Consider the following 26814-nt stretch of genomic DNA (forward strand, 5'->3'; position numbering starts at 1 on the left):
CGCCGAACACGAGGCCCTACACGCGATGACCCACCCGGTCACCGCACCCCTGAAAACCAGCTAACCAACTCTCCACCAAACCCGGGGCTTGACAAGGTGCCACTTCGAGGTGTGCCCTCGCGGATGGAGGCTGGCGCCTCCTCCACGAGCAACACATATCCGAGCCATGGCCGTAGCCGACCGAGTAGGCCATGGTCGTAGGCACGCCGCAGGTCAACCGCGCTGCCGATCGCTTCTTCGTTCCGGTTGTTGAAGTTGTTGCCGAACGATGGGCCGACATGGGATTTCAGCTCGATGGCGGCGACCAGTTCGCCCTCGTGAAGCACCACCAGATCCCACTTCTTCGTAGGGCGGAAGTAGCCGGGTAGCTCGACCTTGGACCTGGAGCGCACGGCATCGGACGGGAAGCCGGCGTCACGGAAGACTTGGGCGAGCAGTTCCGTCAGCGCGTCGAGGTGGGCACCGCCGGTGACTGCGCCGCGTCCTCCGGTATCGGTCTTGCCGCCCAGCAGCTTCTTCGCGGCTTGTGACTCCCGGACCGCCCAGGAGCTACGAACCGCCTCTTCCCACGAGCGCTGATCCAACGACCAGATCCCCCATCGCCTCGATCCCGTACACGCGAAGCGCAACCTTCGTCGCCGCTCGCGGGTTCCGTTCGTCGAAGGCGGCGGCGAGCGCAGCACGGTCGGCGGCCGAGATGGTCTCAAGCCTGGGTACGCGGATCCGACGCAGATACTGAGCCTGGAATCGAAGGGTGCCGCCCCGCATCCTAACGGCGTAAGCCTCCACAAAGGCCTGTGCCACACCTGACAACAACAGTCCGCCCAGAACTCGCAGGTCCCAGGTGTCGGAAACGATGTAGTACAGATTGTGATGGGGATAGAAACCGCCTTCGTCCAGCACTGGATGAATCGCGGTCTTCAGGTCTGGGAACAGCAGCTTCGGGCGGTCAATCAGGGTGTGATCCACCTTGTCGATCGTCCGATACCACTGCGCCGGCCGCCTGCCCGCCACGTGCCGACCTTTGAGGGCCGTCGCATGTCGGTGGTAGTACTCCCGCAGACGCGGCAGCGAAGCCAGGTCGACAAGCGTGCCCTCCGCGTCCCAAGGGTTAACCAGATAGTGGCCGGACCAGGAGAAAACGCCCGAGGCGGTGTCCTTGACCATCGCCAAGGGCAGCAGTCGGCGTGGCTCGACGTCGGCATGCGTGGTGACGAAAACCCGGTCCGCACCCGTGGCCACACCGATGCCGACCCGGGTCCCGGTGCGCTGATCCTCCAGCGGAGGGAACCGGTCGTTCAACGTCTCGATCAGCGCAAGCCTCGACGGTGAGCCAGCCGGCCAGGACTCGCCCCCGGTGAACCAGTGGGGCAGCCGGGCCACCTCGAAACTGCCGTTCGCCGCCGTCCTCGGTTCTGCGGCGTGGATCAACTCCACCAGTTCCGGCGCGTCCTGCGGCCCGAAGCCTCGTCGCGTATCCGCGACCATGGCGGCACCCTGCTCGGCCCTGCGCAGCACCGTGACGGCCGGGTACGCCGACACCTGTTCCTCGAATGCGTCGACGTCATGCATGCCGATGGTGGCGTCGACGCTGTAACCCGCGGCGACAAGCTCCCGCAACTGGCGCCCGTACTGATTGCGCATCCAACGGTCCGCGCAGATGAAGGCGAGAACTCCGCCGACGCGCAGAGATCGCAGCCCTCGTTCATAGAAGCCCACGTAGAGATCGGACCGACCTGTCATGGTGGGGCACGCCGCCCGGTAGGCCCGCATACGGTCCGGGGGCACATCCTCCAGACGGACGTAGGGCGGGTTCCCTACGACGAAGTCTGCCTCGGTCGGTAGATGCTGATCGAGCAGAAAATCACCCTGCCGTACCCACGCCGCTGCCACCTCGCGCGCTTCGGGAAGCGGCCAACCCTCGTCAACCAGTATGTTCCGGACGAGCGTCCTACTTGCTGCCACGTTCGGCGCGAGCAGGTCGAAGGCACGTAGAGCCGACTTGGCGTCGAGGAGCGGTCGGTCGTGCTTGCGGCACGAGGCGCTGACGCGAGACGCGATCACCGCGAGGAATGCGCCACCGCCGCATGCTGGCTCAACCGCCACCATCTGCGCAAGATCGCGATCGGCGGTGTAACCGGCAAGGTCAAGGACCAGTTCGACGACCCAACGACGGGTGAATACCTCGCCATGCTCGACCGACTCCGCGGGGATCGCCGTCAGCAACGGCGATGTCTCGCCTGGCCAAGGCTGCCGGATCTGTGCTGCTACCGCCTTCACCCGACGAGCATAGGGCAGCCGAGCGCCCACACCGGCGTGTTCTCCCAGGCACGACGTCTCGACCAGGTCGAGGGGATGGCCCGCGAAGCCATCGCTCTGCTCCTCGACGTCGACCTGGGGAGCACAAGCGTCGAGGTGCGGCCCGAGATGCCCGTCGTCAGAGGCGGTGGGTGTGGGGCGGGGCCGGGTGCGTGGGGTTGGCGTGAATGAGGATCCGGGCACCGGCGGAGAGCGGGGCGAGCAGCCACTTCAGCGGCTGCTCGTGCTCGACCGGGTCGACGAGCAGGCGATCACCAGCGTGCAGGTCGAGTTGCCCGGCGATCTCCGCGGCCAGCCGTCGCCACGCGCCGAAGCTGGCGCCGTCCGGGGTGGCCGGGTCGGCCGGGTCCACGGCGGTGCAGTCCGGCGGGTCGGCGGGGTGGCGCAGAACCTCGGCCGACCAGTCCAGCCAGCCCGCCGGCACCGCGTCGAGCGCGCCGGCGCCGGTGCCGACCAGGTAGCGGTGCGTCCCTCGGGTACGTCCTCCAGCCAGTCGAGGCGTTCCGGGGTCACGAACACCGCGTCGTAGGGTCGGTCCGCGCCCGGCTCCAGCACCGGCAGCCCGGCCAGCGCCCGGGGCCGGAAGGAGACCGTGAGCCCCACCGACCAGGCCCCGAGCAGCACCGCCGCGGTGCGCCAGTGCGGCGGCAGCAGCACCGCCACCCGGTCGCCGGGGCGTAGCCCGCAGCCGTCGCGCAGCAACCCGGCGCTGCGGGCCGCCCAGGCGCCCAGCTCCGACGTGGTCAGCTCGGTGCGCTCGCCGGTGGCGTCGTCGTGGTAGCTGAGCAGCGGCTCGTCGGCGGCGACGGGGACGGACGCGGGTGCTGCCATCGGACGGGCTCCTCCCTGGCGGGGGCGCCTCACCCTAGCCGGGCGAACCGGTCCACCAGGAGGGCCAGGCGTCGCTCGTGGTCGGCCCGCCGCAGCCGCCCGTTGCGCATCAGCGTGATCAAGCCGTGCAGCCCGCTCCAGAACGTCTCGGTGAACGCCCCCACGTCGTTGTCCCCGGCGAACGGGCGCAGGGTCTCGGCCAGTTGGGCGAAGCCCCGGGCCAGGTCGACCGGAACGTCCTGGGTGGCGAAGGGCAAATCGACGGCGAGGGTGAACATCGCGTCGTAGAGGGCGGGCCGACGCTCGGCGAACGCGACGTACGCCATGGCGACGTCGGCCACCGCGCGGCGCGGGTCGGTCGCGGCGGTCCGGACGGCGGTGAGGTCGTCGGCGAGGTCGCCGAAGCCTTCCACGGCGACCGCCGCCATGATGGCGTCCTTGCCCTTGAAGTGGCTATAGAGGACGGGCTGGCTGTATTCGATCTCGGCGGCGAGCCGGCGGGTGGTGACCGCGTCCCAGCCCTCCGACTCGGCCAGCTCGCGGGCCGTGGCGATGATCGTCCGCTCGCGTTCCGCCCGCTCCCGCTCCCGACGCGCCTGAATCGACATGACCCGAATCCTAGCACTGCTAGACACGCTGCCGATGCTATTCGAGCGTCGCCCTAACATCTAGCGGCGCTAGTAATTGGAGTCGACCATGCTCACCCCCATCGCGTACGGTCTCGCCGTCGTCCTCAGCCTGTTCATCGTCTTCATCGGCACGCGCTTCCTCACCGCGCCCCGGGCCGCCGCCGCCGGCTACGGCGTCCCGGCGGCGGAGGGCACCGGCGATCCCGCCTACCTCACGATCAAGGGGGTACGCGACCTCACCTACGGCCTGGTCGGCCTCGCCCTGATCGCCTTCACCAGCGCCGACGCCGTCGCCTGGTTCTTGCTGGTCGTGGCGCTAGCCCCGCTCGGCGACACCGTAATCGTGCTGCGGCACGGCGGCACCCGGGCCACCGCCTTCGGCATCCACTTCGCCACCGCCGTGATCCTGCCCCTCAACGCCGCCCTGCTGATCGCCCTCTAGAACCCGTCCTCCGACCGGGTCCGCGACGGTCGACTTTGGTCGCGGGCCCGGGCGGCCGATGGCCGTATCGACCAGCCGGACGGCTACGGCACGGTGCGGACATGACGACCGAACCCCTGCGCCGACGCCTCGCGCCGGCCGTCGCGTTGCTGCTGCTCGCGCCCTGGACCGCCGAGTGCGTCTGGGGCGGCTTCACGCTCACCGGCATGCCGTTCGTCGTGGTGATTCTCGCCCCGATGTACGGCGGCGCGGCGCTGCTGATCCGGGAGACGGCCCGGCGGCTCGGGTTGGGCTGGCCGGGGATCGTCCTGCTCGCCGCCGCCTTCGGCGTGGTCCAGGCCGGCCTGGTCGACCAGTCGCTGTTCAATCCCGCGTACCTCGACGACACCCAGTTCGCCGACACCCGCGCCGCCGCCGAGGCGACGCTGGTGCCCGGCCTCGGGTTCAGCGCCCGGCAGGCGGTCGACTACGTGGGCAACCACGTGGCGCTGACCATCTGCGCGTCGATCGCGCTCATCGAGTCGTACCTCGGTGCCGGTCGCCGGGCGCGGCCCTGGCTGGGCCGCCCGGGGCTGGCCGCGGCGGCGCTGCTCTGGCTCGGCGGCAGCCTGCTGGTCTTCGCCGACCCGGGTGGCCGCAAGGGTTTCCTGGCCTCCCCGGTTCAGCTCACGGTCGCGGCCGGTGTGGCGCTGGCCCTCATCGTCGCCGCCCTGTGGCGCGGCCGGCGTTCCACCGACCGGACCGCCGGGCCGAAGCCGGCCGCCCCCCGGCCGGTCTGGCCGGGGCTGGTGGTGCTGGTCACCTACCTGGGCGCCGGAGTCGCGCCCGGCTGGCCGGGGATCGGCTTGGCGCTCGCGCTCGCCGCGGTCACCGCGGTCCTGCTCACCCGCTGGTCCCGGCGGGCCGGCTGGGATCGACGGCACGTGCTTGCCGCCGGCTCGGCAAGCGTGCTCGCCGCGGCGGCCTTCGCCTACGACGTGCCGACCTACGCCCCGTCGAGCCCGACCGCGGACCTGGTAGGTGACGTGGCGATCAGCGTGCTCGTGCTGCTCCTGGTCGGCGGCGCGTGGTGGCGGGTCAGCGGGCGGGCAGCTCGGGACCGCCGTCGAGCAGCGGGGCCAGCAGGTCGCCCTGCTTCTCCACCCGCCTGAGCACCTCGGCGGCGGTGTACGGGCGGGTCGACGGTCGCTTGCCGGCCGCGCCGGCCTCCACCTCGTCCCAGGTCAGCGGCGTGGACACGGCCGGCACCGGCTGGGCGCGCAGCGAGTAGGGCGCCACCGTCGTCTTCGCCGCGTTGTTCTGGCTCCAGTCGATGAAAATCTTGCCGGGGCGCAGGTTCTTCGCCATCTTCGACACGACCAGCTTCGGGTGCGCCTGCTCCAGTTCCCGGGCGATCCGCCGGGCGTAGCCGGAGACGAAGTCCGCGTCCTGGGTGCCGGCGATCGGGCAGCAGAGCTGCATGCCCTTCTTCCCGGACGTCTTCGGGTACGCCTCGACGCCGTCGGCCGCCAGCCGGTCGCGCATCAGCAGCGCCACCTGGCAGCACTGCCGCAAAGCCGCCGGGGCGCCCGGGTCCAGGTCGACCACCATCATGTCCGGGTGGGTGCCGATCTTCCACTGCGGCGTGTGCAGCTCCAGCGCGGCCAGGTTGGCCAGCCAGACCAGCGTGGGCAGTGCGTCGCAGACCACGTAGTCGATGGTCTCCCTCCCCTTGCTCGACCCGGGGGCGGGAAGGTTCTCGGTGCGTACCCAACCGGGGGTCGCGGCGGGTGCGTTCTTCTCGAAGAACGAGCCGCCGGCGACGCCGTTGGGGAAGCGGATCCGGGTGAGCGCGCGGTCGGTCAGGTGCGGCAGCAGCACCGGGGCGATGCGGGTGTAGTAGTCGATCACCTCGCCCTTGGTGAAGCCGGCCTGCGGGAAGAGCACCTTGTCCAGGTTGGACAGCTCCAGCGAGCGCCCGTCGACCTCGACCTTCAACCGGTCAGCCGGCATCGTCGACCTCCTCGGGCGGCTTGTCCGGGCGCAGCCGCAGGATCCGCGGGAAGCGCAGCCGGCCGTCCGGCGTGCGCTGGCCGTACTTGACCTCCACCACGACCTCCGGTGATACCCAGATCGCGCCCCGGGCATCCTCGCGCGGCACGTCCCCGGCGAACGGCGACGCGCCGGCGCGCAGCGGTTCCAGCTCGCGCAGCAGCTCGCGTTCGATGGCCGCGCCGATCCCGCCGCCGACCCGCCCCCGGTAGACCAGCCGCCCGTCCGGCCCGGGCACGCCGACCAGCAGCCCACCGATGCGACGCGCGCCGGGCCGCCAACCGCCGACCACGAAGTCGCCGGTGACCTCCAGCTTGACCTTCACCCAGTCCGGCGAACGCACCCCGGGCCGGTAGACCGACTCGACCCGCTTGGCCAGCACCCCCTCCAGCCCGTGCTCGCCGGCCGCGGCCCAGGTGGCCGGGCCGTCGGTGAAGACCGGCGGCACCGCCCACCGGGCCGCGCCGAGCCCGAGCGACTCCAGCGCCGCCCGCCGCTCCCGCCAGGGTCGGGCGGTCAGGTCCACGCCGTCGAGCCGCAACAGGTCGAAGATCATGTACGTGACGGGCACGGTCGCCGCGAGCCGGGCCGCCTTGACCGGGTTGCGCACGTGCATCCGCTCGGCCAACGCGGTGAACGAGGGCTGCCCGTCGGTGAAGAGCACCACCTCGCCGTCGAGCAGCGCGTCGTCGACCTGCTCGGCCAGGTTGAGCAGTTCCGGGTACGCGGTGGTGATCTCGACCCCGGACCGGGCGTAGAAGTGCCGGTCGCCGTGGGAGATGTCGGCGAGCGCGCGGACCCCGTCCCACTTGAACTCGTACGCCCAGGCGGCACCGGCCGGGAGCTGCCCGGTCATCGCGAGCATCGGCTTCAACGGCGCGCCGGGCACCTCCTGACTGTAGTTGCCCGCCGAAGGGCGTGCGTCACGTTCGATCGTTTGCGATTCTGGTGTTCAGCCGGGGAGAGGAGCGCGGGGATGCGGGCGATCTGGAAGGGAGCGGTGTCGTTCGGCCTGGTGTCGATCGGGGTGAAGGTCTACTCGGCCACCGAGGAGAAGGACATCCGGTTCCATCAGGTGCACCGCGAGGACGGCGGTCGCATCCGCTACAAGCGCACCTGCTCGGTCTGCGGCGAGGAGGTCACCTACGACGACATCGCCAAGGGTTACGACATCGGCGGTGGCGAGATGGTCATCCTGACCGACTCCGACTTCGCCGACCTGCCGCTGAGCACCTCGCACGCGATCGACGTGCTGGAGTTCGTGCCGGCCGAGCAGGTCGACCCGATCCTCTACAACAAGGCCTACTTCCTGGAGCCGGAGGGCACCGCCACCAAGCCGTACGTGCTGCTGCGCGACGCGCTCACCGACTCGGAGCGGGTCGCGATCGTCAAGGTGGCGCTGCGCCAGCGGGAGCAGTTGGCCACCCTGCGGGTCCGCGAGGGGGTGCTGCTGCTCAACACCATGCTCTGGCCGGACGAGATCCGTCAGCCCGACTTCGGTTTCCTCGACGAGGACCTGAAGGTCCGCCCGCCGGAGTTGGCGATGGCCAGCTCGCTCATCGACTCGATGGCCGGCGAGTTCGAGCCGGACGCCTTCACCGACGACTACCGGGCCGCGTTGCAGGAAGTCATCGACGCGAAGGTGGAGGGCCGCGAGGTGGTGCAGCCGGAGGAGGAAGAGGCCGCGCCGGCCGCGGCGGTGGATCTGATGGCCGCGTTGAAGGCGTCGGTCGAGCGGGCCCGGGCGGCCCGGGGCGAGGCGCCGTCCGATGGCGGGGCCGAGCCGACGCCGATCTCGTCGGCGCGCTCGGCGAAGAAGACCGCCGCGAAGAAGGCCACCTCCGGGAAGGCCACCTCGGCGAAGAAGGCACCGGCGAAGAAGACGGCCGCGAAGAAGACGCCGGCGGCCAAGAAGACGACGGCGGCCAAGAAGACGACGGCGGCCAAGAAGACGGCGAAGAAGACGGCGCCCAAAAAATCCGCCTGAAGTGCAAGGAGGGGCCCCTTCTTAACGCATTCCGCAGAGGAAGGGCCCCCGCTTGTCACCCCCTCGATCAGCGGGCTGCGGAAGTCGCCACCTTGTCCGCCGCCGTCCATGCACGGTGCCCGGCGGCGGCCGGGCGGGCGCGTCGGGTCGAGTCGCGTGGTTCGTCATGAATTGCGTCACCCGGCCCTGTCAAGGGTGAGGTGTTAAGAAGGGGCCCGGCCTATACCGAATGCGTTAAGAAGGGGCCCCGCCTTTCCGCACTGCGGGGGTGTGGGCGGGTACCGTTTGCGCGCATCCACCCACAGGCAGGGAGTCGACGTGAGCGAGCGTGTGGAGAACCGGTCGGAGGTCCAGGCCGCCCCGGCCACCAAGGCAGGGCGACGGCTGGCCGCCCAGCTGGCCGAGAAGAAGGCCGCCGAGGCGCGGCGGCGCCGGCAGTCGATGCTGGGCGCGGCGGTCGGCGTGCTCGCCGTCGTGGCCCTGGTCGGCGGCCTGGTCTGGCTGAACAGCGGGGACGACGACAAGCCGGCCACCACCGCCACCTCGGCCAGCCCCAGCGCTCCGGTCGAGCCGACGGCACCGCCCGCCCCGGAGCTGCCCGCCAATCTCGACCCGGCGCTGAAGACCAAGCCGACCGTCCAGGCCGGGTCGGGCGAACTGACGAAGCTGAAGGTCACCACCCTGGTCAAGGGCACCGGCCCGGCGGTGAAGGCCGGACAGACCATCACCACGAACTACGTGGGGGTCTTCTACTCCGACGGCAAGCAGTTCGACTCGTCCTGGGACAACGGCCAGCCGGCCACCTTCCCGATCGGCGTGGGCCAGGTCATCAAGGGCTGGGACCAGGGTCTGGTCGGCGTGCCGGTGGGCAGCCGGGTGCAGCTCGACCTGCCCGCCGACCTCGCGTACGGCGACAAGGCCGAGGGCGGCCGTCCGGCGGGCCCGCTGCGCTTCGTCGTCGACGTGCTGGCTGCGCAGTAGATCACTCCAGGCTTCCGCCCGGTCACCCACCGGCAGTAGGTTCATGGTCACCGCGGGCGGTCCCGCCGCTCGCGGTGACCTGCCCACCGACGCGGAGGTGCACGTGGCGGCGCTGGACGACGACCCCGGGGTGGCCCGGCAGATGTGGACGCTCTTCGAGCCGGTCCACGCGGTGACGTACTTCCACCCACGGGCCCGGGCCGCGTTCGAGGCGGTCGGGCTGCGCGGCTACTGGCGCGGCTACTTCGCGGGCCGCGCCGCGCCGCTCGGGCCGGTCGACGCGCCGACCGTGACGGCGGCGTTCTTCAGCTTCGCGCCGCCGATGGTGGCCCGGGCGTTGCCGTCGGTGTGGCAGCTGGCCTCCCCGGAGGAGGCGCTGCGGGCCCGGCTCACCGGGGCCGTGCAGGCGCTCGCCGAGTTCACCTACGAGCTGCCCGAGTCACACCTCGTCGAGGTCGCCGGCCTGTTGGAGGAGGCGGCCGGGCACGTGGACACGGCCGGGCGGGTGCTCGGCGCCGTCAACGCCGCCCTGCCGCGCGGGGAATACCCGCTGGCCCGGCTCTGGCAGGCTGCCGCCACACTGCGCGAGCACCGGGGCGACGGGCACGTCGCCGCGCTGGTGGGCACCGGCCTCGACCCGGTCGAGGTGGTGGCGTGGCGGTGCCGGGCGGACCAGTTCCGCGAGTTCCACCAGCCGGCCCGGGGCTGGACCGACGAGGAGTGGTCCGCCGCCGAGGATCGGCTGGTGGGCCGGGGCTGGCTGACCGACGGGCGCAGCCCGACCGCGCACTCCACCGCCGCGTTCCGAGCCGTCGAGGAGGCCACCGACCGGGCCGCGTGGGGTCCGTGGCGGGCGCTGGGCGCGAGACGTACCGGGCGGCTGCGGGAGCTGCTCGAACCGATCGCCGCCCGGTGCCGCACGATCATCCCTCCGAAGGCCCCGATCGGCCTGCCGGCGCAGGGTTCCGCCGGTGCGACGCTCCGGGGCTGAGCCGGGACGCCGGTTGGGGCAGGATGGCGGCATGGTGGACGCGGTGCTCTTCGACCTGGACGGCGTGCTCGTGGACTCGGAGCCGGTCTGGGAGGAGGTCCGGCGGGCGTACGTGGCCGTGCACGGGGGCACCTGGCAGCCGGACACGCAGCGCCGGTTGATGGGCATGAGCACCGGCGAGTGGGCCGCTTACCTGAGCGACGAGTTGGGCGTCGACCGGTCGGCCGAGCAGGTCGCCCGTGAGGTGGTGGCCGAGATGGTCCGGCGCTACGCGCAGCGCGTACCGCTGATCGACGGGGCCGACGCAGTGGTGCGCCGGGTGGCCGCGCGGTGGCCGCTGGGGCTGGCGAGTTCCTCCCCCACCCGGCTGATCGCGGCGGCGCTGGACGCGACGGCCCTCGCCGACGAGTTCGGGGCGACGCTGTCGACCGAGGAGACCGCCCGGGGGAAGCCGGCACCGGACGTGTGGCTGGCGGTGGCGGCGCGGCTGGGCGTCGACCCGGCCCGGTGCGTGGCGGTGGAGGACTCGTCGAACGGGGTGCGCTCGGCGGCTGCCGCCGGCTGCCGGGTGGTGGCGGTGCCGCACCTGTCGTACCCGTTGGATCCGGACGCCGAGGCGCTGGCGGCCGTGCTGCTTCCCTCGATCGACGCGCTCACCCCGGAGTTGGTGGAGACTCTCGGCTGAGGCGCGGTGGTCTACTGGGTGTGCACGATCAGGCCGATGTGAGTGAAGTAGTTGAGCGCTCCGAACAGCATGAACGCGAGCCCGGCCAGGGTCCACGCGCCGCCGGTCACGATCAGCAGTGGTCGCCGCATCCGGTGCAGCGCGAGCGGGAACAGCACCGCGCCGACGCCCACCAGGACGTAGAGCCCCGAGATGAAGGTCGCCTCGATCAGCGGGTAGTCGGCGAACTGGCCGCTGATCGGCTCCTCGGGTGGGGCGGCGAAGAGGGTGAACGCCCATCCCGCGGCCGCGATGGCGAAACAGCAGAGCCCGAGCGCGAAGACGAACAGCGAGATCGGCGTGGCCAGTTTCCGGACGAACTCCAGCCGCCGGTCCCCGGCGCCGTCGGCGGCGGCCGCGAAGAGCGGGGCGCGCCGCCACAGGACGAGCGCGCCCGCCAGCAGCAGCACGCCGAAGGCGAGCGCCGGCTCCCCGAAGATGATGTTGTCGAAGGCGAAGCCGCCACTGGCCAGCGGCCAGGTCAGGGTCATGTGCAGGCCGGTCGCGGTGAGCAGTGCCCCCAGCACCGCGAAGGCCATCGACCAGCCCTCCGGCGCGATCTCCCGCCCGTCGACCAGCTGGCGGCCCAGTGCCACCACGAGCAGCAACCCGACCCCGGCGGCGACCGACATGATGGTGTTGTAGGTGGGCATCTCCACCCAATTGATCTTCAGACCCTCCTGCGCCAGGACGAGCACGACTCACCCCTTCCGGAAACCGGCGCGGTCCCGTCGGCCGACGGGACCGTCGACTGTTCGCCTCCCCTGCCTCGCACCGCTCAAACCGCGGTGATCATCACGTCTTCGTCAGCCCGAGCTGCGCGGCGGCGCCTTCCGCTACCGCAGGCGTCGCGCGGGCATCCCTCCTTAGGGTGGAGGTGACGCACCCGGGGACGACGGAGGGACGGCGATGAAGGCGATCGTGTACGAGCGCAGCGGGGACGCCTCGGTGCTCCAGGTGGTCGAGCGGCCGGTGCCGGAGCCCGGCCCGGGCGAGGTGCTGGTGCGGATGGCTGTCTCCGGGGTGAACCCGACCGACTGGAAGGCCCGCGAGGCGTGGCCGCTGCCGGCCGGGTGGCAGATCCCGCACCAGGACGGCGCCGGGGTGGTCGAGGCGGTCGGCGAGGGCGTGGACCGGATCCTGATCGGCGAGCGGGTCTGGTTGTGGGAAGCGGCCTGGCAGCGCCCCTGGGGCACCGCCGCCGAGTACACGGTGGTCCCGGTCCGGCACGCGGTGTCGCTGGGCTCGGCCTCGTTCGACCTGGGCGCGGCGCTGGGCATCCCGTTCCTGACCGCGCACCGCTGCCTCACCGCCGGCGAGTTCATGCCGGACAAGCTGCACGCCGGCGCGTTGAGCGACCACGTGGTGCTGGTGCAGGGCGGCGCGGGCGCGGTGGGCAACGCGGCGATCCAGCTCGCCCGCTGGGCCGGCGCCTGCGTGATCACCACGGTCAGCACGCCGGAGAAGGCGCAGCTCGCCGCCGCGGCCGGCGCCGACTTTGTGATCAACTACCGGGAGCAGGACGTGGTGGAGGAGGTCCGCAAGGTCGCGCCCGACGGGGTGCACACGATCGTCGAGGTCTCCGCCGCCCGCAACGCCGCCGCCGACGTGCAGATCCTGCGGACGGGCGGCGCGGTGTGCGTGTACGCGGACGACGGCGGCGACGCGGTGACGTTGCCGATCCGGCCGCTGATGGGCCCGAACGCGCGCTGGCAGTTCGTGCTGGTCTACACCGCGCCGAAGGTGGCCAAGGCGCAGGCGGTCACCGACGTCGCGGCGGCGGTGGCGCAGGGCGCGATCCGGGTCGGCGAGGAGGCGGGCCTCCCGCTGCACCGTTACCCGCTGGCCGAGGCGGCGACGGCGCAGCAGGCGGTGCGGGACGGCGCGGTGGGCAAGGTGCTCGTCACCACCGCCGACGAGTAGCCGATTTCCCCGACATCAGGACAGAGGCGAACAAGTTTCGCAACAATGACGGTGCGGGTCAGCCCGTAACGGACGGGCGGCCCCGGCGCGGTGCGAACGCCGGGGCCGCCCTCTGGGAGGAATGTCCGTTGGAACCATGTTCCTACCCGTGTTGGCGACGGTACGCCGGAAAGTGTTACGGCGCGGTCAGTTCCCGCACCTCCAGCCCGCCCTCGGCGTAGCGCGAACGCACCACCTTCTTGTCGAACTTGCCGACGCTGGTCTTCGGCACCGCGTCGATGAACGCCCACCGTTCCGGCAACTGCCAGCGGGCCACCGAGCCGGCCAGGAAGTCCCGCAGTTCCTCCGCGGTCACCGAAACGCCCTCGCGGACCACCACGGTGGCCAGCGGTCGCTCGTCCCACCGCTCGTCCGGCACACCCACCACGCACGCCTCCAGCACCGCCGGATGCGCCATCAGGGCGTTCTCCAGCTCCACCGAGGAGATCCACTCGCCGCCCGACTTGATCACATCCTTCGCGCGGTCGGTAAGCGTGAGGTAGCCGTCCGGCGAGAGCGTCCCGACGTCTCCGGTCCGCAGCCAGCCGTCGCGGAACTTCTCGGCGTCCGGCACGTCGTCCCCGACGTACCGCGCGGTGACCCACGGCCCGCGGACCTCCAACTCGCCCACGGACGTCCCGTCCGCGGGCAGCGGCTCGCCCAGCGGACCGACGATCCGCGCGGCCACCCCGGCCGGGACGCGGCCCTGGGTGTAGCGGTAGCGCCAGGCGTCGTCGCCGGTGGCTCCGGCCGGGGCGCGGGACACCGAACCCAGCGGGGACATCTCGGTCATCCCCCAGGCGTGGATGACCTCGATGCCGTGCCGGTCGTGGAACGCGTGCATCAGCGCCGGCGGGCAGGCCGAGCCGCCGACGATCACCTCGGTCAGCGAGGAGGTGTCCACGTCGTGGCTGTCGAGGTAGGCCAGCAGGTCGGTCCAGATGGTCGGCACCGCGCCGGCCAGGGTGGGCCGCTCCGCGGCGATCATGGCGGCGATCGGCTCGGCCTGGAGGAATCGGTCCGGCATGATCAGCGAGGCGCCGGAGAGGAACGCCGCGTAGGGCAGGCCCCACGACATGGCGTGGAACATCGGCACGATGGCCAGCTCCCGGTCCTTCGGGCCGAGGCCGAAGCCCTCCGGCATGCAGACCTGGAGCGAGTGCAGATAGATCGAGCGGTGCGAGTAGGCCACCCCCTTCGGGTGGCCGGTGGTCCCGGAGGTGTAGCAGAGCGCCGCCGCGTCCCGCTCGTCCACCTCCGGCCAGTCGAAGACGTCCGGCCGGTCGGCCAGCAGCGCGTCCCAGTGGTGCACGGTGATCCGGTCGCCGGCCGCGGCCACCAGCGGGGCCGGGTCGCCGCCGCCGACCACCACCACGTGCCGCACCGTGGCCAGCTCGCCGATCACGCGGGCGAGCAGCGGGATGAGCGTGCTGTCGACGAGCACCACCCGGTCCTGCGCGTGGTTGGCGATGTAGGCCACCTGGTCCGGGAAGAGCCGCAGGTTGAGCGTGTGCAGCACCGCACCCATGCTCGGCACCGCGAAGTAGGCGATCAGGTGCTCGTTGTTGTTCCACATGAACGTGGCGACCCGCTCGTCGCCGGTCACGCCGCACTCGTCGCGCAGCGCGTGCGCCAGCCGGGCCGCGGCGCGACCCACCTCCGCGTACGTCATCCGGCGGGGCTCGGCACCGGTCCAGGTGACCACCTCGGCCGTGCCGTGCACGCCTGAGCCGTGCTCGAGGATGCGGGCTACCTGGAGCGGGGCGTCCATCATCGTGCTACGCATGGGTAACAACGTAGTGTCGCCGTTCACACCAGCGGAACCCCCGGAACGGTCGAGCCGGCCGGGAATGCTGCGTAGATTGTCCGGGTGAGCATCTCGTGGGCAGACTCGTACGTCGGGCAGCTCCGCGCGCTGGCCGGTGACCGCACCCTGATGTTCGTCGGCGCGCGTGCCGTGGTGCGCGACAACGCCGCCCGGGTGCTACTGATCCAGCGCTCCGACAACGGTCAGTGGGCACTGCCGGCCGGCGCCATGGAGCTGGGCGAGTCGATCGCCGACTGCGCCGTCCGGGAGGTGCGGGAGGAAACCGGCCTGCGCGCGCTGCGGGTCAGCGCGTTCGCGCTCTACACCGGCCCGGACCGCACCCACACCAACATGTACGGGCACACCTACCAGGTCTTCACCACCGCGTTCCGGGTCGACGAGTGGGACGGCGAGCTGTCCCGGTTCACCGACGAGACCATCGACGCGGCCTTCTTCCACCCGGCGGAGTTCCCCACCCCGCTCTCGTCCAGCGTGCCCGAGACGCTAGCCGACCTGGACGTCTTCGAGCAGACCAACCGCCTGATCCTCAAGTAACCCGCGGGGCTGCGCGCCTGTTTCACGGAAAGAGTGGCCATGGCGCCTGGAATGGCCGCTGTTTCCGTGAAACAGCGCGTAGTCGGGGGGTGGGGTGGGGTGGGTCAGAGCATCGTCTGCGACTTGGCCTCCATCTCGGCGGCGGCCTCGTCCTTCGACTCCTTGGGCAGCGGTTTGCCGCCGGGTGCGGCGGCCTGCCCGCCCAGCGGGTCGGCGCCGCCGGTGGCGCCCTGCGGCCCGGCACCGCGTAGCTGGTGGTTCGGCATGGCCAGGGTGACCAGCACCGCCAGCACGGCGATCAGACCGGTGGTCAGGAAGACCAGGTGCAGCGACTCGACGAACGACGCCTGGATCGCGGCGCGCACCGGACCGGGCAGAGCGAGGATGGTCGCCGGGTCGTTGATCGAGACGTTCTCGCGGCCGCCGGCCGCCGTCACCGCCGCCCGCTGCTGCGGCGGAAGCTGAGCGATCGCACCGGGCAGTCGGTCGGCCAGCGCGGAGCTGAGCCGCGTGGACAGCACCGCGCCCAGGATCGCCACCCCGAACGAGCCGCCCAGCGACCGGAAGAACGTGGCCGAGGAGGTGCCCGCGCCGAGGTCGCGGACGTCCACCGCGTTCTGCACGGCCAGGATCAGCGACTGCATGCACAGGCCCAGCCCGACGCCGATCACCACCATGTAGCCGAACGCCAGCCAGAGCGTCGTGTCCACCTGGAGCTGGCGGAACAGCAGCATGCCGGCCACCAGCACCGCCGAGCCCGCCACCGGGAACCACTTGTAGCGGCCGATCCGGCTCATCGCCCGGCCGGTCAGGATCGACGTGACGATGATGCCGGCCATCATCGGCAGCATCAGCAGGCCGCTGCGGGTGGGCGTCGCGCCCTTGACGATCTGGAGGTAGAGCGGGATGAAGATGATCGACCCGAACATCACCAGACCGAGCACGAAGCCGGCGGAGTTGGCCAGCGCGAACGTGGCGCTGCGGAACAGCCGCAACGGCAGGATCGGCTCCCGGGTCCGGGCCTCCTGGAGCAGGAACGCCACGCCCAGCACCGCGCCGGCTACGAACAGCCCGACGATCACGCTGGAACCCCAGGGGTACGAGCCACCGCCCCAGCTCAGCGCCAGCAGCAGGCAACTCACGCCGGTGACCAGCAGTGCCGCGCCGATCCAGTCGACCGTGTGTTCGCGACGCCGGAACGGCACCAGCCGCATCACGTGCCAACACACCACGATGGCGAGGATCGCCAGCGGCACGTTCAGATAGAAGATCCACCGCCAGTTGGTCTCCGCGAAGTAGCCGCCGACCAGCGGGCCGGCCACCGACGACAGGCCGAACACGGCACCGAACAGGCCCTGGTAGCGGCCTCGCTCGCGGGGCGACACCACGTCCGAGATGATGACGAACGCCAGCGTCATCAGGCCACCCGCGCCGAGGCCCTGCACGCCCCGGGTGACGATCAACTGGGTCATGTCCCGCGACAGCCCGGCCAGCAGCGAGCCGAGCAGGAACGTGCCGATCGAGAAGAGGAAGACCGGCCGGCGTCCGTACAGGTCGGCCATCTTGCCGTAGAGCGGCGTCGAGGCGGTCGACGCCAACAGGTAGGCGGTGACCACCCACGAGTAGTGGTCGATCCCGCCCAGCTCACCGACGATGGTGGGCAGCGCGGTGCCGACGATGGTCTGGTCGAGCGCGGCCAGCAGCATGCCGGTCATCAGACCGAACATCAACAGGCGGATCTGGCGGGCGGGCAGGGCGGGAGGCGCGGCCTGGGCGGTCATCCCGCTTCCTATCCCACCGGGGGCGGATCATGCCCCCGGTGGGACGTCGAGTTTTCTCAGCGCCGGCCGTGCCGGCCCTCGGCGAACTCCTCTACGATCTTGGCGCAGAACGCCGGCAGGTCGTCCGGCTTGCGGCTGCTGACCAGACCGTTGTCGGTGACCACCTCCTGGTCCACCCAGTTGGCGCCGGCGTTCGTGAGGTCGGTGCGCAGGCTCGGCCAGGAGGTGATGGTGCGGCCACGCACCACGTCCGCCTCGACAAGGGTCCACGGTCCGTGGCAGATCACGCCGACCGGCTTGCCCGCGTCGAAGAACGACTTCACGAACCGGACCGCGTCCGGGTCGGTGCGCAGGAAGTCCGGGTTCGCCACGCCGCCGGGCAGCACCAGCCCGTCGTACGCTCCGGCGTCCGCCTCCTTGGTGGTCACGTCGACCTGGTACTGCTTGCCGTGGTCCAGGTGGTTGAACGCCTGGATCGAGCCGGGCTCGATGGAGACCAGCTCCACCTGGGCACCGGCGTTCTCCACCGCCTCGCGCGGCTTGGTGTACTCGACCTCCTCGACGCCGTCGGCGGCCAGGAAGGCGATCCGCTTGCCCTGAAGTGTCGCTGCCATGCTGCTTCTCCTCTCCGGGGTGTGTCTGCACGGTTCCCCCACCCGATGCCCCGAAACCGGGCACATCGGGTGGCCCGCGTCGCACCCGGACCGCCGGGCGGCCAGGTTTGGCCGGTCGCCGCACGGGGACCCGGAGGGGCATGGCAGGAGCAGCGGCGGAAGAGCGCCGGCTGGCCACCGTGGTGGCGAGCTGGCAGGAACGTCCCGTGCTTGTCGTCGGCGACGCCATGCTGGACGAGTGGCGGTTCGCCGAGTCGGAGCGACTCTGCCGGGAGGCGCCCGCGCCGGTCCTCACCCTGCGCCGCCGGATCTCCGCGGCCGGCGGCGCCGCGAACACCGCGGTGAACGTGGCCGCGCTCGGCGGCCGGGTCGCGCTCGTCGCCCCGGTCGGCGCCGACGTCGCCGGTGACGAGCTGCACGACTGCCTGGACCGGGCGTCGGTCTGGGACCGCACGGTGAGTCAGCCCGGCCGGCCCACCCCGGTCAAGCGGCGGATGCTCGCCGGCAACCAGATCCTGCTCCGGGAGGACTCCGGCGGCCCGGAGGACGGCCTCGACGACGACGGGATGGCCCGCCTGCTGACCGCGTTGCACTGCGCCACCGAAGAGCTGCGGGCGGTGGCCGCCGGGGCGCCGGTCACGCTCGTGGTCTGCGACTACGGCCTGGGCGCGCTGCCGTCGGCGGTACGCGCCTGGCTGGTCGCCAACCGCGACCGCTACGGCACGGTGGCGCTGGACGCGCACGACCTGGCCGACTGGCGCGGCCTGAACCCGACGGTGGTGACCCCGAGCTTCGCCGAGGCGACCCGGCTGCTGGCCCGCGCCGCCGCCGGCTTCGCCCACGCCGAGCGGGGGGCCGCCCGCGGCGGCCGGGACCTGCACCTGGACCATCCGGCGGAAGCCGACGGCCCGTCCGAGCTGGTGGTCGGCGCCGCGCCCGGCGGGGCCGGCGAGCGGACGACCGGCACCGGGTCGGGCGAGCGGACGGCCGGCGGGCCACGCGGGCGGACCCCGGGCAGTCCGCACCCGACCTCCGGTACGCCCGCCACCGAGGCCCCCGCCGGCGGGAGTTCCGGGCCGACCGGCGAGCCGACACCGGGCGAGGGGCGGGTGGCGCTGACCGGGAACGGGCTCAGCGTCACCGGCACCGGGGTGACGGTGAGCGCGTCGGCCGGCGCGGGCGTGGACCGGGCCGTGCTGGCCGAGTCGCGCCTGTCCGAGCTGCGCGCACACACCGGTGCGGACGTGGTGGCGGTGACCCTGGACACCGAGGGCGCGGTGGTCGGCGGAGCCGACGGCTCACCCCGGCGCAGCCACAGCACCCCGGTCCCGGCCAGTCACGCCGTCGGCGCCGGGGACGCGTACCTGGCGGCGATGACACTGGCGCTCGCCGCCGAGGCGGGACTGCCCACCGCGGCGCAGCTCGCCCAGCTCGCCGCCACCATCACCGTCGCCGACACCGGCACCTGCGTGTGCCGGCGGGAGGATCTGCTCACCGCGCTCGGCACCGGCGGTGAGGAGGCCGGGCACCCGGCCCTGGTGGGCGCCGAAGAGCTGACCGCGCTCGTCGCCGAGCACCGCGCGGCGGGCCGGTCGGTGGTGTTCACCAACGGCTGCTTCGACGTGCTGCACCCCGGGCACGTCCGCTACCTGACCCAGGCCCGCGCGCTCGGCGACCTGCTGATCGTGGCCGTCAATTCGGACGGCAGCGTACGCCGGCTCAAGGGCCCCGACCGGCCGGTCAACCCGGTCGAGGACCGCACCGCGCTGCTGGCGGCACTGGCCTGCGTCGACCACGTGGTGATCTTCGAGGAGGACTCGCCGGCGCGGCTGATCGAGGCGGTCCGCCCCGACGTCTACGTCAAGGGCGGCGACTACCCGCCGGAGATGGTGCCGGAGGCGCCGCTGGTGCGCCGCCTCGGCGGCCAGGTGCGCACGCTCGGCTACGTGCCGGACCGCTCCACCTCGGCGATCATCGACCGGATCCGCGCCCAGTCGGTCGGCGAGAGCAGGCCCGCGTGAGCCGACCGCTCGACCCGGGCACGCGCGGGCAGTTCCGCCGTCCCCGGCGGGTGGACGTGCTGATCCCCACCCGCAACCGCCCGGCCGAACTGGCGGTCACCCTCTCCGGGCTGGCCGCCCAGGAGGGCGTGCCCGGGTTCGGGGTGGTGGTCAGCGACCAGTCCGACGGCGACCCGGCGTACGCCCATCCGGCGGCGGCCACCATGGTTCGGGCGCTGCGCCACCGGGGGCACCCGGTGCTGCTGACCCGGCGGCTGCCCCGGCGTGGGCTGGCCGAGCACCGGTCGTACCTGCTGGCGCAGTCGGTCGCGGACGCGGTGCTCTGCCTCGACGACGACGTGTGGCTGGAGCCGGGCAGCCTGTGCCGGCTGGTCGGCGCGCTGGACAAGCTGGGCTGCGGTTTCGTCGGCAACGCGGTGCACGGGCTCTCCTACGTCGACGACGTCCGCCCGGACGCCCACCGGCACTACGAGGAGTGGACGCGCCGGCCGGAGCCGGAGCGGATCCGCCCGGGCACGCCGGAGTGGCACCGGGCGGCCATCCATCCGGCGGCGAACCTGCTGCACGTCACCGAGAAGCTGGCGCTGCCGGCCGGCGCCTGGCGGGCGTACAAGGTCTCCTGGATCGGCGGGTGCGTGCTCTACGACCGGACCAAGCTGGTCGATGCCGGCGGCTTCGACTTCTGGGAACGGCTGCCCGAGCGGCACCAGGGCGAGGACGTGGCCGCCCAGCTCGCCGTGCTGGAGCGCCACGGCGGCGCCGGCGTGCTGCCCAGCGGGGCCTACCACCTGGAGTCGCCGACCACTGTCACCGAGCGGGACGTGGAGGCGTGGGAGGTCGTGCTCACCGAGTCGGGGGCGGAGGTGTGAGCAGGTCGCGGGCCGCCTCGACCACCTCGACGGCCGGCACGTCGGCCACGAACGACACCCGGTGCGGGCAGTCGCCGTCACCCGGTCGGTGCGGATAGATCCCGGGCGTGCAGTCGACCCCGCACACCGGGCATCTGGTGGTCCAGGAGGCGATCGGGCGGTGCCGGCCGCGCAGCGGTGACGCCCCGTTGATCAGGTTGCCGACCCAGAAGATCCCCACCGTCGGCGTGCCCACCGCGGCGGCCAGGTGCAGTGGCCCGGTGTCGTTGGAGACCACGAGCGCGCAGTCCGCGTACGCCGCGGCGAGCGCGCCGAGCCCCAGCGTGCCGACCTGCGGGCGGACCGGCACGCCGGCCGCCGCGACCACCGCCTCGACCGTCTCCCGCTCGACCGGCGTGCCGGTGACCAGCACCTCGTACCCGTCGGCGACGAGCGTCCGGGCGACCTCGGCGAAGCTCTCGGCCGGCCAGCGTCGCCGGGTGTCGGTGGCGCCGGGGTGCAGCGCCACCCGGGGCCGGGTGGCCGGGCCGAGCACCGCGACGGCCTCGGCCCGGTCGGTGTCGGTCACCGCCAGCGCCGGGGTGATCGTGGTGGCCGGCGCCCCGACCAGGGCGGCCACCTCCAGGTAGCGGATCACCTCGTGCTGGTAGTAGACGTAGCGCAGCCAGCGGTCCAGTGGCGGCGCGTCGTCGGCCCGCAGCCCGGCGGTGACGCGGGCGCCGAGCCCGGCGACGAACGGGTTGGAGTTGGCGCCGCCGCCGTGCACCTGCACCGCCAGGTCGAACCGTTCGGCGCGGGCGGCGGTCAGGAAGCCGGCCGGGTCGCCCGGGGACTCGTCCGGGCCGGGTTCGCGGATGCCGGGCGCCGCCGGCACCACCAGCACCCGGTCCACCGGGCCGGGCCGGTCGCGCCAGAGCGCCGCGTGCCACGGCGCGCCGAGCAGCACGATCTCCGCCGCCGGGTACGCGGCCCGCAGCGCCTCCAGCGCGGGCAGCACGAAGATGAAGTCGCCGAGCGCGTTGGCGCGCAGCACGGCGATCCGCTCGACATCCGGCACCCGTTCGCCGACCGGTCCGAGCATTGACGACGGCTCCTCGTCGCGGCGCGGTGACACACGCGCCGAGCCGGAGTCGCCGGACGACGGCTCCTCGTCGCGGCGCGGCGAGCTGGAGCCGTCGGACGGGTTGGTCACGGCCGGCCTAGGGACGGTCGATCTCGTCGACCGTGGTGTCCGGGTGGTGCAACTCCCGGTCCGCGGCCGGGTCGGCCTGGCTCGGCGTACGACCGGTGGCGGCGTGCGGGCCGGTGCGGCCGACGGTGATGGTGCGCGGCGCGGGCCGGGCCGCCCGGGGCAGCCGCACCCGCAGCAGGCCGTGGTCCATGACCGCGTCGATCCGCTCCGGGTCGACGCGCGCCGGCAGGTCGACGCGGTATTCGAAGCCGCGGGTGGTGAACCCGCCGGGAATGCCCTGGTCGGCGTTGACCTCGGCCTCGGACCGGGCCCGGACGCACAGCTCGCGGTCGTCCAGCTCCACGGCGACCTCCTCCGGCGCGACGCCGGGCAGCCGGACCAGCACCTCCCAGCCGTCGGCCGTCTCGGACAGCTCCACGTCGGGGCTGCCGGCGCGCCCGCCGACCAGGCGGCTCAGCTCGGCACGCAGCGACTGCAGCTCGCCCATCGGGTCCCAGCCCTGCTGGCGGCCCCACCAGCCCTTCGGTTCCGTCATCGCGCGTCTCCGACCCGCGGGGCGCCGGGGCGCAGCGAGCTGGGCGCGTTGAGATCGTGGTCCGGGTCGACGCCGACACCCAGCCGATCCACCAGCTCGCCGCCGAGCCAGGCGCTGATCCCGAGGATCGCCACGGCGACCACCTCGATGGCGATCAGGGCGCCGCCCGCCGCCCGCGAGTCGGCGTTGAGCCGGACCACCCAGACGGCGGCGAAGAGGAGGATCACCGCGATGTTCGCGGCGGCGTGGAGGAGCCCGACCCGCTTGGCCCGGGTGCCGGTGGGCAGGGCGAGCAGGTCGAACGCGCCGGCCGCGGCGGCCAGCAGGCCGCCGATCAGGCCGACGGTGATGTTCCAGTAGGCCACCTCGCCGAGGAGGTCCGGCCCGCCCACGGTGTCGACCACGTCGAAGATCAGGGCGGTGACCAGGAGGGCCACCGGGAACATCACAAGCATCGGGTGTACGGGATGGCCGAGCACCTTGAGTCGGCTCTCCATCACGGCCTCCAACCGTCGCGTCCGGACACGCGCTGCCACCGGGTACCTACCCGTCGCTGTCGGGGGCAAACCCGACGACGGCGCGCTCCTAGACTGAACCATGGCGGATCCCGGCCCGTCGCGGGTCGGAACCGTCGTCGAGGCCAACGGACGGGGGAGGAAGACGTGACGACGCAGGAGATCACCGACCTGGAGGAGCTACGCGACCTGCTGGGCTCGCCGACGCCGCGGGCGCTGGCGAAGGAACGCCGCACGCTGCACCAGCGGGACCGGGAGTGGCTGGCCGCCTCGCCGTTCTGCCTGGTCGCCACCGCCGGGGCGGACGGGGCCTGTGACGTCTCCCCGAAGGGCGATCCGCCCGGCTTCGCGCTGGTGCTCGACGACACCACCATCGCCATCCCGGAACGGCCCGGCAACCGGCGCGCCGACGGATACCGCAACATCCTGGCCAACCCGCACGTCGGGCTGATCTTCCTGATCCCGGGCCGCACCGACACGCTGCGGATCAACGGCCGGGCCCGGCTGCTCCGCGACGCGCCCTGGTTCGCCGACATGGAGGTGAAAGGCCACCGGCCGGTGCTCGCCGTCGAGGTGACCGTCGAGCAGGTCTTCTACCACTGCGCGAAGGCGTTCCTCCGCTCCGAGCTGTGGCAGCCGGAGACCTGGCAGCCGGACGTGCTGCCGTCCCGGCCCCGTCTCGTCAAGGAGGTCGAGGCGCCGGCGGAGAGCCTGGCCGACCTGGGACGGCACTACGGCCCGGATTACGCGAGGAAGCTCTACGTCTGATCGCCGGCCGGTTAGGCCGGGCCCACCGGGGTACCGCTCGGGTGTAGACGACGGGACGACAAGGAGTGGTCATGACCAGGAAGGTCGAGAAGTCGATCGACGTCGACGTGCCGGTCAGCACCGCCTACAACCAGTGGACCCAGTTCGAGGACTTCCCGCGGTTCATGGGCGGCGTGCGGGAGGTGCGGCAGCTCGACGACCGCCGGATGCACTGGGTGGCCGAGATCGCCGGCGTGCAACGCGAGTGGGATGCCACGATCGTCGAGCAGGTGCCGGACCGGTCGGTGGCGTGGGCCGCCACCGGCGGCACCCCCAACGCCGGCATGGTCCGGTTCGCGCCGATCGACGCCGACCGCACCCAGGTCGAGCTGCTGCTGGAATACGAGCCGGAGGGCCTCATCGAGCAGGCCGGCGAGAAGCTGCACATGGTGGACCGGCAGGCCGAGTCCGACCTGAAGCGGTTCAAGGACTTCATCGAGGGCCGACAGGTCGAGTCGGGCGGCTGGCGCGGCACCATCGCCCCCGGCGGCATCCCCGACACGTTCCACTCGGCCGAGCCGGCGGCCCGGCACCGCGCGGACACCGACGAGGAACCGCCGCCGCCGGAGCCCGAACCCGAGTACGCGCCGCCGGGCACCGTACCGTCCCGTTAGACCTTCTTCTGCCCTGCCGGAGTGAGCCCGGTGGGCGCGCCGATGCGGTCGCGCCCACCGGGCTCCCTTCGTGACCGGCCCGGCCCACCGCCCGGTCGTCAGGTCAGCGGCAGCCGACGGCGTGCAGGGCGGGCCAGACCGGCTGACCGACGTCGCCGTGCAGGATCAGACTGCCGCCGTCGTCGCTCCACTTCAGCTCGTACTCGTGGTCCGTGATCGGTGTCCCGCCGTCGTCGGCGGTCCACGTACTCACCTGCCATCCGATCCCGGTCGCCGGGACGGCGTACACCTCACCACCGCCGGCGAAGAGGAACGACGTCTGCCGGGCCACCGCCCGGCAACCGTCCGGTCCGCCCGGCTCCAGCACCCGGTAGGTGGCGGGAAGGTCGGCCGCCGCGCCGAGTCCGGTCCCCAGCCAGGCGAGGACGGTCAGCAACGTGAGCGCCCGGCGCGTCCTCGCGCGCGGGTCCCCGTCGTCCGGCACCCGCGCCCAGCGGTCGACGCGACGCCAGATCGGTGTGCTCACCAGCGGCGCGAGCAACAGGGCGCCGCTCACCAGCCACGTCGGGACGACGTGACCGGCGACCACCAGCACCATGCCGCCCCACGCACCGACCACCACGAGCACCGCGAGCAGCACGCAGGCCGCGGTGACCGGGTAGGGCAACCGGGCCCGGCCCGTTCCGCCGGAACCTCCGCCCGCGCGGGGCGGACCAGCGGTCGCCTGCCTCTCGCCCGCGTGCCCCGTCATCCACGGCATGCTACCTCCGCGCTCCGGGCCGCCACCCGACTCAGCCGGCCGTCACCATCAACAGGTGACCGTCAGGGTCGGCGAACGTGGCGGTGAAACCCCACGGCTGCTGGGCCGGCGCAGTGACGACCCGAGCGCCCGCCGATCGGGCCCGGTCGACGATCCGCCGGACCTCGGCGGGGTCTCCGGCGGCCCAGCTCAGCACGCACTCGCTGCGGCCCCGCTCGGCGACCTCGTGGTCGCCGATGACCCAACCGAAGCCGCCGCTCGGCACCAGCATCAACCGCAGGCCGTCGTTGACGGCGAACTGGAGCGGCTCGGGCACGCCGTCCGCCGCCGGCTCACCGATCGCCGCCCAGTCGAGGGCCTCGACGTAGAAGCGGTGCGAGGCGATTCGGTCGGCGATCGGCAGGCTCACGGTCACGGTCGGGTCGGTCATGGTGGCAACTCCAGGTCTGCGCGGGAGGAACTGTCACCGAGGTGGACCGGCCGGTCGGTGCGAACTCATCGCGCCGGCGCTCCACCATGTCGTTCCCCCGCCGTCCCGGCCGGTCGTCAACGATGTCGTGGACCTCGGGAAACGGCGAAGCCCAGGCCGATGACCTGGGCTTCCGTGCCGAGCCGCCTGACGGAATCGAACCGTCGACCTACGCATTACGAGTTGGCCGCAGCCTAGTGGTGGTCGTAGTCCTGGTCCGCGCAGACCTTGCGATGCGGTCCGCTGGTATCCGTCGCCGTTCGTAGGCTTGGCTGCTCCGCTGGCTGCTTGGTCTGCCCTAGATCCTCACGGTCAGCACGGCCAACGGCCATGCGGACCCAACTCCACCAAGCAGGGCTCCACTCGCCAGGTTCGCGTACATGCGCGAGACGATTACGGACAACGAACATGGCGCCTAGTGCTGTGACAAAGAGTAAGGCAGAGAAACCTTGCTTCAAATCGAAGACCCCGACCTGCCCGAGTTGAAGCAGCAAGGCGGCGGCGATTCCGAGCATGACAGGATCAACCGCCTCGTCCGCTCCGTGCGTGAACAGCGTATAGGCCAGCTCCACTGCAGCGGCGACCCCAAGTGTCAGGCCGATGTTGATGAAGAGATGGCTCGTGACCTGGGCAGCATCAAGGTTCCGGTGCAAGGCATCGATCCCCACACGAACGATCACGATCAGGGCACCGACGGTCCCGACAGCCATCTGAAGCAGGGCCTTAAAGAAACGGGCTGCCTCACCCAGCGTCCGGTATGGCTCCGGCGTCTCGCCACGCTCACGTTCTTCGATCACGGCCGCACCGTACTTCGCCGGAACAAGCAGCACATCCCGCGAGCGGGGTTCTTGCGGCTCACACGCTGCGGCGCATCTGGTTGAACCTCCTCACCTCGCGCCGGTTCGCCTGGTGCAGCATCCGCAGCTGGGCCAGCCACATCACTCCTGCGGTAGGTGTGGTCGGGTGGTTAGGTTGGCTGCTCGCTTGGCTGCTCGGCCCTGCGATGGCAAGCAAAAGGCCCAGGTCATGATCGGCGATCAAGCCGGTGACCTGGGCCTTTCCGTGGAGCCGCCTGACGGAATCGAACCGTCGACCTACGCTCCCCGAACCCTGCGATCTTGGCATCGTCACCAATTGTCAGTACTTGGCGCCGAGCTGCGCAAACAAACCGCGCAGGTTGATCACCACATATCGCCACTGGTCAACCATTGACAGGGGTTTTCGAGGGGTAAACGGGGGCGACAACCAGGCGCGGCGCATCGCTGTCGCCGGCGCTGACGCAATGTTCCGCCCCGGGTTAGATGGAGACATCGAAACCTGGAGGAACACCAGCGATGCCCGCACCGAAGAAGTACCCCGACGAGCTGCGTGAGCGTGC

28 protein-coding genes and 1 pseudogene are annotated in these 26814 nt (G+C 72.1%); 12 read left to right on the forward strand and 17 right to left on the reverse strand.

Features of this window, described 5'->3' with window-relative positions; all coding sequences use genetic code 11:
* Positions 1-38: 38 nt before the first annotated feature.
* The 4 genes from AB0H28_RS28985 to AB0H28_RS29000 all read right to left on the reverse strand — a co-directional run bounded on the left by AB0H28_RS28985 (position 39) and on the right by AB0H28_RS29000 (position 3758).
* Positions 39-584: a PaeR7I family type II restriction endonuclease gene (locus tag AB0H28_RS28985; protein WP_358046953.1), complete on the reverse strand. Its 546-nt coding sequence runs from the start codon at positions 582-584 to the stop codon at positions 39-41.
* A complete protein-coding gene (locus tag AB0H28_RS28990) occupies positions 550-2280 on the reverse strand; it encodes an Eco57I restriction-modification methylase domain-containing protein (RefSeq protein ID WP_358046955.1) in 1731 nt (576 codons plus the stop codon). The genes AB0H28_RS28985 and AB0H28_RS28990 overlap by 35 nt, the downstream gene beginning before the upstream one ends.
* Before the next feature lie 249 nt (positions 2281-2529).
* Positions 2530-3150: a TIGR03089 family protein gene (locus AB0H28_RS28995; protein ID WP_358046958.1), complete on the reverse strand. Its 621-nt coding sequence runs from the start codon at positions 3148-3150 to the stop codon at positions 2530-2532.
* Between the two features lie 29 nt (positions 3151-3179).
* Complete coding sequence (locus tag AB0H28_RS29000; protein ID WP_358046961.1) at positions 3180-3758, reverse strand: TetR/AcrR family transcriptional regulator; 579 nt, start codon at positions 3756-3758, stop codon at positions 3180-3182.
* A gap of 88 nt (positions 3759-3846) precedes the next feature.
* Between AB0H28_RS29000 and AB0H28_RS29005 the strand changes: the two genes are divergently transcribed.
* Together AB0H28_RS29005 and AB0H28_RS29010 are read left to right on the forward strand one after the other, a co-directional pair.
* The gene (locus AB0H28_RS29005) at positions 3847-4221 is read left to right on the forward strand and encodes a DUF4267 domain-containing protein (protein WP_358046964.1); all 375 of its coding nucleotides are present in this window, start codon (positions 3847-3849) and stop codon (positions 4219-4221) included.
* Positions 4222-4322: 101 nt separating this feature from the next.
* Positions 4323-5372: a hypothetical protein gene (locus tag AB0H28_RS29010; protein WP_358046967.1), complete on the forward strand. Its 1050-nt coding sequence runs from the start codon at positions 4323-4325 to the stop codon at positions 5370-5372.
* Here the strand turns inward: AB0H28_RS29010 and ligD (AB0H28_RS29015) are convergent.
* Entirely contained in the window at positions 5299-6213 is a 915-nt protein-coding gene (gene ligD / locus AB0H28_RS29015) for a non-homologous end-joining DNA ligase (RefSeq protein WP_358046970.1), read from the reverse strand. The genes AB0H28_RS29010 and ligD (AB0H28_RS29015) overlap by 74 nt on opposite strands.
* Positions 6203-7141: a non-homologous end-joining DNA ligase gene (ligD, locus tag AB0H28_RS29020; RefSeq protein ID WP_358046973.1), complete on the reverse strand. Its 939-nt coding sequence runs from the start codon at positions 7139-7141 to the stop codon at positions 6203-6205. The genes ligD (AB0H28_RS29015) and ligD (AB0H28_RS29020) overlap by 11 nt, the downstream gene beginning before the upstream one ends.
* An 87-nt stretch (positions 7142-7228) precedes the next feature.
* Here ligD (AB0H28_RS29020) and AB0H28_RS29025 point away from each other — a divergent pair, with 87 nt between their 5' ends.
* The 4 genes from AB0H28_RS29025 (at position 7229) to AB0H28_RS29040 (ending at position 10896) form a co-directional block, all read left to right on the forward strand.
* Positions 7229-8239 (forward strand): Ku protein, encoded by a 1011-nt coding sequence (locus AB0H28_RS29025; protein ID WP_358046976.1) that lies wholly within the window; start codon positions 7229-7231, stop codon positions 8237-8239.
* Positions 8240-8557: 318 nt separating this feature from the next.
* A complete protein-coding gene (locus tag AB0H28_RS29030) occupies positions 8558-9220 on the forward strand; it encodes an FKBP-type peptidyl-prolyl cis-trans isomerase (RefSeq protein WP_358046979.1) in 663 nt (220 codons plus the stop codon).
* Between the two features lie 142 nt (positions 9221-9362).
* Positions 9363-10211 carry a hypothetical protein gene (locus AB0H28_RS29035; RefSeq protein WP_358047031.1) on the forward strand — a complete coding sequence of 283 codons (849 nt, stop codon included), beginning with the start codon at positions 9363-9365 and terminating at the stop codon, positions 10209-10211.
* 31 nt (positions 10212-10242) lie between these two features.
* A complete protein-coding gene (locus AB0H28_RS29040) occupies positions 10243-10896 on the forward strand; it encodes an HAD family phosphatase (RefSeq protein ID WP_358046982.1) in 654 nt (217 codons plus the stop codon).
* 11 nt (positions 10897-10907) lie between these two features.
* On the opposite strand, the gene AB0H28_RS29045 is transcribed toward AB0H28_RS29040, so the two are convergent.
* Positions 10908-11633 carry a DUF981 family protein gene (locus AB0H28_RS29045; protein WP_358046985.1) on the reverse strand — a complete coding sequence of 242 codons (726 nt, stop codon included), beginning with the start codon at positions 11631-11633 and terminating at the stop codon, positions 10908-10910.
* Between the two features lie 211 nt (positions 11634-11844).
* On the opposite strand from AB0H28_RS29045, the gene AB0H28_RS29050 reads away from it, so the two are divergent.
* Complete coding sequence (locus AB0H28_RS29050; RefSeq protein ID WP_358046988.1) at positions 11845-12858, forward strand: NADPH:quinone reductase; 1014 nt, start codon at positions 11845-11847, stop codon at positions 12856-12858.
* Between the two features lie 175 nt (positions 12859-13033).
* On the opposite strand, the gene AB0H28_RS29055 is transcribed toward AB0H28_RS29050, so the two are convergent.
* The gene (locus AB0H28_RS29055) at positions 13034-14683 is read right to left on the reverse strand and encodes a fatty acid--CoA ligase (RefSeq protein WP_358046991.1); all 1650 of its coding nucleotides are present in this window, start codon (positions 14681-14683) and stop codon (positions 13034-13036) included.
* 84 nt (positions 14684-14767) lie between these two features.
* On the opposite strand from AB0H28_RS29055, the gene AB0H28_RS29060 reads away from it, so the two are divergent.
* The gene (locus AB0H28_RS29060; protein WP_358046994.1) at positions 14768-15259 is read left to right on the forward strand and encodes an NUDIX domain-containing protein; all 492 of its coding nucleotides are present in this window, start codon (positions 14768-14770) and stop codon (positions 15257-15259) included.
* A gap of 104 nt (positions 15260-15363) precedes the next feature.
* Here the strand turns inward: AB0H28_RS29060 and AB0H28_RS29065 are convergent, their stop codons facing one another.
* Complete coding sequence (locus AB0H28_RS29065) at positions 15364-17040, reverse strand: MDR family MFS transporter (protein WP_358046997.1); 1677 nt, start codon at positions 17038-17040, stop codon at positions 15364-15366.
* A gap of 56 nt (positions 17041-17096) precedes the next feature.
* Positions 17097-17654, reverse strand: coding sequence for a type 1 glutamine amidotransferase domain-containing protein (locus AB0H28_RS29070; protein WP_358046999.1), 558 nt, complete (start codon positions 17652-17654; stop codon positions 17097-17099).
* Positions 17655-17794: 140 nt separating this feature from the next.
* Between AB0H28_RS29070 and rfaE2 the strand changes: the two genes are divergently transcribed.
* Together rfaE2 and AB0H28_RS29080 are read left to right on the forward strand one after the other, a co-directional pair.
* Positions 17795-19675, forward strand: coding sequence for a D-glycero-beta-D-manno-heptose 1-phosphate adenylyltransferase (gene rfaE2 / locus AB0H28_RS29075; RefSeq protein ID WP_358047002.1), 1881 nt, complete (start codon positions 17795-17797; stop codon positions 19673-19675).
* Positions 19672-20544 carry a glycosyltransferase gene (locus AB0H28_RS29080; RefSeq protein ID WP_358047005.1) on the forward strand — a complete coding sequence of 291 codons (873 nt, stop codon included), beginning with the start codon at positions 19672-19674 and terminating at the stop codon, positions 20542-20544. Before rfaE2 ends, AB0H28_RS29080 begins: the two co-directional genes overlap by 4 nt.
* Here the strand turns inward: AB0H28_RS29080 and AB0H28_RS29085 are convergent.
* From AB0H28_RS29085 to AB0H28_RS29095, 3 genes are all read right to left on the reverse strand, one after another.
* Positions 20519-21625 (reverse strand): glycosyltransferase family 9 protein, encoded by a 1107-nt coding sequence (locus AB0H28_RS29085; protein ID WP_358047008.1) that lies wholly within the window; start codon positions 21623-21625, stop codon positions 20519-20521. The two genes, AB0H28_RS29080 and AB0H28_RS29085, sit on opposite strands and share 26 nt — an antisense overlap.
* Before the next feature lie 118 nt (positions 21626-21743).
* Positions 21744-22271 carry an Hsp20/alpha crystallin family protein gene (locus AB0H28_RS29090; RefSeq protein WP_358047011.1) on the reverse strand — a complete coding sequence of 176 codons (528 nt, stop codon included), beginning with the start codon at positions 22269-22271 and terminating at the stop codon, positions 21744-21746.
* Positions 22268-22768: a DUF2231 domain-containing protein gene (locus tag AB0H28_RS29095; RefSeq protein ID WP_358047014.1), complete on the reverse strand. Its 501-nt coding sequence runs from the start codon at positions 22766-22768 to the stop codon at positions 22268-22270. Before AB0H28_RS29095 ends, AB0H28_RS29090 begins: the two co-directional genes overlap by 4 nt.
* 165 nt (positions 22769-22933) lie before the next feature.
* Between AB0H28_RS29095 and AB0H28_RS29100 the strand changes: the two genes are divergently transcribed.
* The gene (locus AB0H28_RS29100; protein ID WP_358047017.1) at positions 22934-23554 is read left to right on the forward strand and encodes a pyridoxamine 5'-phosphate oxidase family protein; all 621 of its coding nucleotides are present in this window, start codon (positions 22934-22936) and stop codon (positions 23552-23554) included.
* Positions 23555-23625: 71 nt separating this feature from the next.
* Positions 23626-24072, forward strand: a pseudogene (locus AB0H28_RS29105) (SRPBCC family protein); the annotation flags it as partial.
* 238 nt (positions 24073-24310) lie between these two features.
* Here the strand turns inward: AB0H28_RS29105 and AB0H28_RS29110 are convergent.
* The 4 genes from AB0H28_RS29110 to AB0H28_RS29125 all read right to left on the reverse strand — a co-directional run.
* Entirely contained in the window at positions 24311-24958 is a 648-nt protein-coding gene (locus tag AB0H28_RS29110) for a hypothetical protein (RefSeq protein WP_358047019.1), read from the reverse strand.
* 40 nt (positions 24959-24998) lie between these two features.
* The gene (locus AB0H28_RS29115) at positions 24999-25397 is read right to left on the reverse strand and encodes a VOC family protein (protein WP_358047022.1); all 399 of its coding nucleotides are present in this window, start codon (positions 25395-25397) and stop codon (positions 24999-25001) included.
* A gap of 233 nt (positions 25398-25630) precedes the next feature.
* Positions 25631-26233, reverse strand: a complete 603-nt coding sequence (locus AB0H28_RS29120) for a hypothetical protein (RefSeq protein WP_358047025.1) — start codon at positions 26231-26233, stop codon at positions 25631-25633.
* Positions 26234-26573: 340 nt separating this feature from the next.
* Positions 26574-26814, reverse strand: a 241-nt coding sequence (locus tag AB0H28_RS29125; protein WP_358047028.1) for a hypothetical protein, incomplete at its 5' end; no start/stop codon positions are given.

Source organism: Micromonospora sp. NPDC050980 (genome assembly GCF_040653835.1).
Taxonomy (GTDB): Bacteria; Actinomycetota; Actinomycetes; order Mycobacteriales; family Micromonosporaceae; genus Micromonospora.

Coding starts and splice junctions, on each gene's coding strand:
- AB0H28_RS29040 (WP_358046982.1), top strand. CDS start 10,243: ATGGTGGACGCGGTGCTCTTCGACCTGGACGGCGTGCTCGTGGACTCG.
- AB0H28_RS29035 (WP_358047031.1), top strand. CDS start 9,363: ATGTGGACGCTCTTCGAGCCGGTCCACGCGGTGACGTACTTCCACCCA.
- AB0H28_RS29110 (WP_358047019.1), bottom strand. CDS start 24,958: ATGACGGGGCACGCGGGCGAGAGGCAGGCGACCGCTGGTCCGCCCCGC.
- AB0H28_RS29000 (WP_358046961.1), bottom strand. CDS start 3,758: ATGTCGATTCAGGCGCGTCGGGAGCGGGAGCGGGCGGAACGCGAGCGG.
- AB0H28_RS29115 (WP_358047022.1), bottom strand. CDS start 25,397: ATGACCGACCCGACCGTGACCGTGAGCCTGCCGATCGCCGACCGAATC.
- AB0H28_RS29090 (WP_358047011.1), bottom strand. CDS start 22,271: ATGACGGAACCGAAGGGCTGGTGGGGCCGCCAGCAGGGCTGGGACCCG.
- AB0H28_RS29085 (WP_358047008.1), bottom strand. CDS start 21,625: ATGCTCGGACCGGTCGGCGAACGGGTGCCGGATGTCGAGCGGATCGCC.
- AB0H28_RS29010 (WP_358046967.1), top strand. CDS start 4,323: ATGACGACCGAACCCCTGCGCCGACGCCTCGCGCCGGCCGTCGCGTTG.
- AB0H28_RS29055 (WP_358046991.1), bottom strand. CDS start 14,683: ATGCGTAGCACGATGATGGACGCCCCGCTCCAGGTAGCCCGCATCCTC.
- ligD (WP_358046970.1), bottom strand. CDS start 6,213: ATGCCGGCTGACCGGTTGAAGGTCGAGGTCGACGGGCGCTCGCTGGAG.
- AB0H28_RS29095 (WP_358047014.1), bottom strand. CDS start 22,768: ATGGAGAGCCGACTCAAGGTGCTCGGCCATCCCGTACACCCGATGCTT.
- AB0H28_RS29070 (WP_358046999.1), bottom strand. CDS start 17,654: ATGGCAGCGACACTTCAGGGCAAGCGGATCGCCTTCCTGGCCGCCGAC.
- AB0H28_RS29025 (WP_358046976.1), top strand. CDS start 7,229: ATGCGGGCGATCTGGAAGGGAGCGGTGTCGTTCGGCCTGGTGTCGATC.
- rfaE2 (WP_358047002.1), top strand. CDS start 17,795: ATGGCAGGAGCAGCGGCGGAAGAGCGCCGGCTGGCCACCGTGGTGGCG.
- AB0H28_RS29050 (WP_358046988.1), top strand. CDS start 11,845: ATGAAGGCGATCGTGTACGAGCGCAGCGGGGACGCCTCGGTGCTCCAG.
- AB0H28_RS29005 (WP_358046964.1), top strand. CDS start 3,847: ATGCTCACCCCCATCGCGTACGGTCTCGCCGTCGTCCTCAGCCTGTTC.
- AB0H28_RS29065 (WP_358046997.1), bottom strand. CDS start 17,040: ATGACCGCCCAGGCCGCGCCTCCCGCCCTGCCCGCCCGCCAGATCCGC.
- AB0H28_RS28995 (WP_358046958.1), bottom strand. CDS start 3,150: ATGGCAGCACCCGCGTCCGTCCCCGTCGCCGCCGACGAGCCGCTGCTC.